Source organism: Kitasatospora sp. NPDC036755 (assembly GCF_040636595.1).
GTDB lineage: Bacteria > Actinomycetota > Actinomycetes > Streptomycetales > Streptomycetaceae > Kitasatospora.
Genome location: NZ_JBEZUT010000471.1, coordinates 1 through 4,893 on the forward strand (window position 1 = coordinate 1; position 4,893 = coordinate 4,893).

Annotated in this window: 4 protein-coding genes and 1 pseudogene; 3 read left to right on the top strand and 2 right to left on the bottom strand. The window is 70.5% G+C overall.

All coding sequences use genetic code 11. The annotated features are described in order from the left end of the window. Window positions 1–177 precede the first annotated feature (177 nt). Both AB0E96_RS38155 and AB0E96_RS38160 read left to right on the top strand, forming a co-directional pair. Complete coding sequence (locus AB0E96_RS38155; RefSeq protein ID WP_359830992.1) at window positions 178–756, top strand: TerD family protein; 579 nt, start codon at window positions 178–180, stop codon at window positions 754–756. A 148-nt stretch (window positions 757–904) separates the two neighbouring features. After that, window positions 905–1,999 carry a DUF475 domain-containing protein gene (locus AB0E96_RS38160; RefSeq protein WP_359830994.1) on the top strand — a complete coding sequence of 365 codons (1,095 nt, stop codon included), beginning with the start codon at window positions 905–907 and terminating at the stop codon, window positions 1,997–1,999. 95 nt (window positions 2,000–2,094) lie between these two features. Here AB0E96_RS38160 and AB0E96_RS38165 read toward each other — a convergent pair whose 3' ends face one another. Further along, a complete protein-coding gene (locus AB0E96_RS38165; RefSeq protein ID WP_359830996.1) occupies window positions 2,095–3,243 on the bottom strand; it encodes a DUF2637 domain-containing protein in 1,149 nt (382 codons plus the stop codon). Window positions 3,244–3,583: 340 nt separating this feature from the next. Here AB0E96_RS38165 and AB0E96_RS38170 point away from each other — a divergent pair, with 340 nt between their 5' ends. Beyond that, window positions 3,584–4,324: a Tellurium resistance gene (locus tag AB0E96_RS38170; RefSeq protein WP_359830998.1), complete on the top strand. Its 741-nt coding sequence runs from the start codon at window positions 3,584–3,586 to the stop codon at window positions 4,322–4,324. A 133-nt stretch (window positions 4,325–4,457) separates the two neighbouring features. Here AB0E96_RS38170 and AB0E96_RS38175 read toward each other — a convergent pair. Further along, window positions 4,458–4,893: pseudogene (locus AB0E96_RS38175) on the bottom strand (hypothetical protein); the annotation flags it as partial.

Consider the following 4,893-nt stretch of genomic DNA (forward strand, 5'->3'; position numbering starts at 1 on the left):
GCCCCGGACCTCCACGGTCCGGGGCCGCCCCGGTTCCGTCCGCCCCGGTGCCGCGGGGGTCCGCGGCGCTGCGAGGATGTGAGTTCAGGAAGTTCAGCCGACCAAAGCCGGTCGGCCGGGGCCGCGGGGGATTACACCTGGATGGCGCCCCGGGAGAAGCAAGGGAGGAAGAACGTCATGGTGGTCACGCTCGCCAAGGGTGGCAACGTTTCGCTCACCAAGGCCGCGCCGAACCTGACGCAGGTCCAGATCGGCCTCGGCTGGTCCGCCCGTTCGACCACGGGCGCGCCGTTCGACCTCGACGCGAGCGCCCTGATCTGCGGTGGCGGACGGGTGCTCGGTGACGAGTACTTCGTCTTCTACAACAACCTCAAGAGCCCCGAGGGCTCGGTGGAGCACCAGGGCGACAACCTCACCGGTGGCGACGACACGGGTGACGACGAGGTGGTCCTGGTGAACCTGGACCTCGTTCCGGCGCAGGCCGACAAGGTGATCTTCGCGGTCTCGATCTACGAGGCCGAGGCGCGGCTCCAGAACTTCGGTCAGGTCCGCAACGCCTACATCCGGGTCGTCAACTCGCTCGACGGCCAGGAGATCGCCCGCTACGACCTGTCCGAGGACGCGTCCAGCGAGACCGCGATGATCTTCGGCGAGCTGTACCGCTACGCGGGCGAGTGGAAGTTCCGCGCAGTGGGCCAGGGGTACGCCTCCGGCCTGCGTGGCATCGCGCTCGACTTCGGCGTGAACGTACAGTAAGGGCGAAAATAGGACTGATCGCACCCGACCCGATCATGAGAACAGAAGGCAGTGCGGGGGTGACCTGACCGGGCCGGGCCCGGTCAGGGGCGTCTCGGGGACGAGGCCGCCCCCGGCACGGCCAGAACCCGAAAGGTAGCCAACTCCCGTGTTCCTCCGCACATTCGGCTGGTCGTTCGCGATCACCGCCATCGGCCTGGTCGCGGCCGGACTGCTCTGGGGAGCCCAAGGCTTCGGCATCGTGCTGATCCTCTCCATCCTGGAGATCTCCCTGTCCTTCGACAACGCGGTGGTCAACGCCACGGTGTTGAAGCGGATGAACCCGTACTGGCAGAAGATCTTCCTGACCGTCGGTGTGCTCATCGCGGTCTTCGGCATGCGCCTGGTCTTCCCGCTGCTGGTCGTCGGCCTCACCGCGAAGCTCAACCCCGCGACGGTCATCGACCTCGCGCTGCACTCCGACAAGACCCACGACGGCCTCACCTACGGCCAGTACCTGGAGGCGGCCAACCCGGCCATCGCGGCCTTCGGCGGCGTCTTCCTGCTGATGATCTTCCTCGACTTCATCTTCGAGGAGAAGGACCACAACTGGCTGTCCTGGATCGAGCGCCCGCTGGAGAAGGTCGGCAAGCTGGAGGCCTTCTCCACCGTCGTCGCCCTGGTCGCCCTGCTGCTGGCCTCCAACTTCTTCGCCGGGGAGCACGCGGAGACCGTCCTGCTCGCCGGCGTCCTCGGCCTGGTCACCTACCTCGCCGTCAACGGCCTCTCCTCGATCTTCGAATCAGGCCTGGAGGCCGAGGAGGAGCGCGAGGAGGCGGCGGAGAAGTCCGGCAAGTCGATCATCCAGGTCGGCGGCAAGGCGGCGTTCTTCCTCTTCCTCTACCTGGAGGTCCTGGACGCCTCGTTCTCCTTCGACGGCGTGGTCGGCGCGTTCGCCATCTCCAGCGACATCTTCCAGATCACCCTGGGCCTGGGCATCGGCGCGATGTACATCCGCTCGCTGACCGTCTTCCTGGTCCGCAAGGGCACCCTGGACGACTACGTCTACCTGGAGCACGGCGCGCACTACGCGATCGGCGCGCTGGCGGCGATCCTGCTGGTCGGGATCAAGTACCACATCCCGGAGATCGTCACCGGCCTGATCGGCGTCGCGTTCATCGGACTGGCGCTCGGCTCGTCGGTCCTGCGCAACCGGCGCGAGGGCGCGAGCGAGGAACCGGAACTGGTCGGCTCCGAGAAGTAGCCGCCGTCCGACCGGCACGCGAAACGGCCGCCCCCGGGGTTTCCCGGAGGCGGCCGTTCTTCGTGGTCCTGGTGGTACCCGTCGGGTCCGGCGGGTCAGCCGAGCTGCTGCTCGATCGCGCGCAGCTTGCGCTCCAGCGAGTCCAGCTTCGGCATCGACAGGGTGTCGTCGTCTGCCGTCAGGTCGACGGTCGAGTCGCTGCGGGACGACCCGGTGCCGGCGGACGAGTACGACGACGAGGAGTAGGAGGAGGAGTAGGACGACGAGGAGGAGTAGGACGAGCCGACGGCGGCGCGCGGGCGGCGGCCGGCGTCCAGGGCGGCCGGCTCCGGCGAGCCGGCGGCGGAGGTGGTCGAGGCGGTGGCGTCGGATCCCGCGGCTAGGGCAGGCTCCGTAGCGCTCGGGCCGTCTCCGGCAGCCGTGAGGGCGGGAACCTGGCGGCCACCGCGGGCCCGGGCGAGCATGCCGCCCTGCCGGGAGATGGCCTTCAGCTCGGCCCGCTCGCGGCGGTCGGCGGTACGGGCGCGGGCCTTGGCGTCCAGCTTCGCCTGACGCTCCTCGCGCACCTCCTCGACCGCCTCGTCCAGGCTGCGGACGTTCTCCAGCAGCATCAGCGACCAGGCCGCGTAGGTCTCGCGGGGCGCGCGCAGCCAGCGGACGATGCGGATCTGCGGCAGCGGGCGCGGCACCAGGCCCTGCTCGCGCAGCGCGGCCTTGCGGGTCTGCTTCAGCGCGCGGTCGAACAGGATCGCCGCCGAGATCGACATGCCGGAGAAGAACTGCGGGGCACCGTCGTGGGACACGCCGCGCGGGGCGTGCACCCAGTTGAACCAGGCCGAGGCGATCGCGAACACCCAGACCAGCAGGCGCGAGCCGAGCGCCGCGTCACCGTGGCTGGCCTCGCGGACGGCGAGCACCGAACAGAACATCGCGGCGCCGTCCAGGCCGAACGGGACGAGGTACTCCCAGCCGCCGGACAGGCCCAGGTTCTCCTTGCCGAAGCCGACCAGGCCGTGGAAGGAGAGCGCGGCGGCGACACCGGCACAGCAGAACAGCAGCGTGTACGAGGAGATGCCGTAGATCATCTCCTTGCGCCGGCGGCGCTCCTCACTGCGCTCCCAGGAGTCGCCGGACTCGTCCTTCTTCGAGCTCTTGAAGCGCAGTGTCGCCATCAGGACGGCGACGAACAGCAGGGCTGCGCCGCCGACGACGGTCCAGACCAGCTGTATGGAGGTCAGGTTCATTGCGGGTCGGGCCTCGGGTTTCCGCAGGGGACGGGATCACAGTGCGACACAGGCGGTCAGGACCAGTCGTGCGGGCACTGCCTGACGGTTTGTTCGTCGCCGCACGGCATGCCCGCCGCGCCCGCGCAGGGGCGGACGGGACACCTGTGCGGCTAGACGATATCGCGTCCGAAGGGGCGGCATGTTACGGGAGGGCGGCTTCCCGGGGCCAATCGACCCGCCGATGGCGCCCCGTTGGGTAGGGGAAGGGCCGGACGGGGTATCCGACGGCCGGGCCGATGCCCGATCATTGGTCGGCGGACCGTCAGAACGCCTGGCGGGAGCAGGGGGAGAGGACGGGATGGTCTCGATCTGGGAGTACCTGCGCGGGGACAGGAGCTACACCTTCGACAACCCCGGCGGTCAGCACAAGGTCATACTCACCAAGTCGGCCCCGCAGCACGCGATCACCGGGTCCGCCGCCACCACCGGCTACCTGTACGTCAACCTGCACTGGACGATGAGCTCCGGGGGCGCCGCCCGGCCGAGCACCCTCGACTCCGTCAAGCGGTTCCTCAGTCCGCGGATCCTGCGGCCGCAGGACCCGGACTCGGCGCAGAGCAGCGGGCCGATGAACGTCGACCTCGACCTCGCCTGCATGTACGAGCTCTCGGACGGGACCACGGGCGTGGTGCAGCCGCTCGGCGGGCTCTTCGGCGACCTCCAGAACCCGCCGTTCGTCAAGCTCAGCGGCGACGACCAGTACGGGGCGCCGTCCGGCGAGACGATGTACGTCAACCTGGAGAAGAAGGACAAGTTCAAGCGGCTGCTGATCTTCGTCTACATCTACGACGGCACGCCGGCCTTCGAGCAGTCGCACGCGGTGGTCACGATCGTGCCGCAGACCGGGCCGCGGATCGAGATCAAGCTGGAGGAGCGGGCCCGGGCGGCGCGCTCCTGCGCGGTGGTGCTGATCGAGAACGCGGGGGACAACCAGCTGACGGTGCGCCGCGAGGTGCGGTACGTCAACGGGTTCCAGGCGGACATCGACCGGCTGTACGGGTTCGGCATGCAGTGGCAGCGCGGGTACAAGAGCGAGTGACGCGGACCGTCGGCGGTCGGTGGCGGTCGGTGGCGGTCGGCGGCGGTCGGTGGCGATCGGCGGCGCGACGGGTGCGATGGAGGTGTGACGGCGGGGCCGGAGCGGTGGTGCGGCGGCCCCGCCGGGGGCGGCGTCAGCGGGGCTGGAACTGCGGGCCCTGCGGGGGCAGCGCGAACTCCTCGCCGGCGGACGCCGGGGGCCGGGTCGTCGGCGGCTGCGGCGGGACGGGCGGCTGCTGGCCGGTGCCGGGCTGCGGATAGCCGTAGCCGGCGGGGTGCTGCTGAGGCCCGGGCTGGTTCGGCGCGGGCTGGTTCGGTTGGGGCTGGTTCGGTTGGGGGTAGCCGTAGCCGCCAGGCTGCTGCGGGTAGGGCTGCTGCTGCTGCGGCTGCCGACCGGCGCCGGGCTGCGGGTAGCCGTAACCGCCCGCCTGCTGCTGCGGGTAGCCGTACCCCGTGCCGGGCTGCTGGGGGTAGCCGTAGCCGGTGCCGGGCTGGTGGCCCGGGGGAGCGGTGGGCGGCGGGGGCACGGTCGGCGGGGCGGTGGGCGGCGGCGGGGTGGCCGGTGCGGGC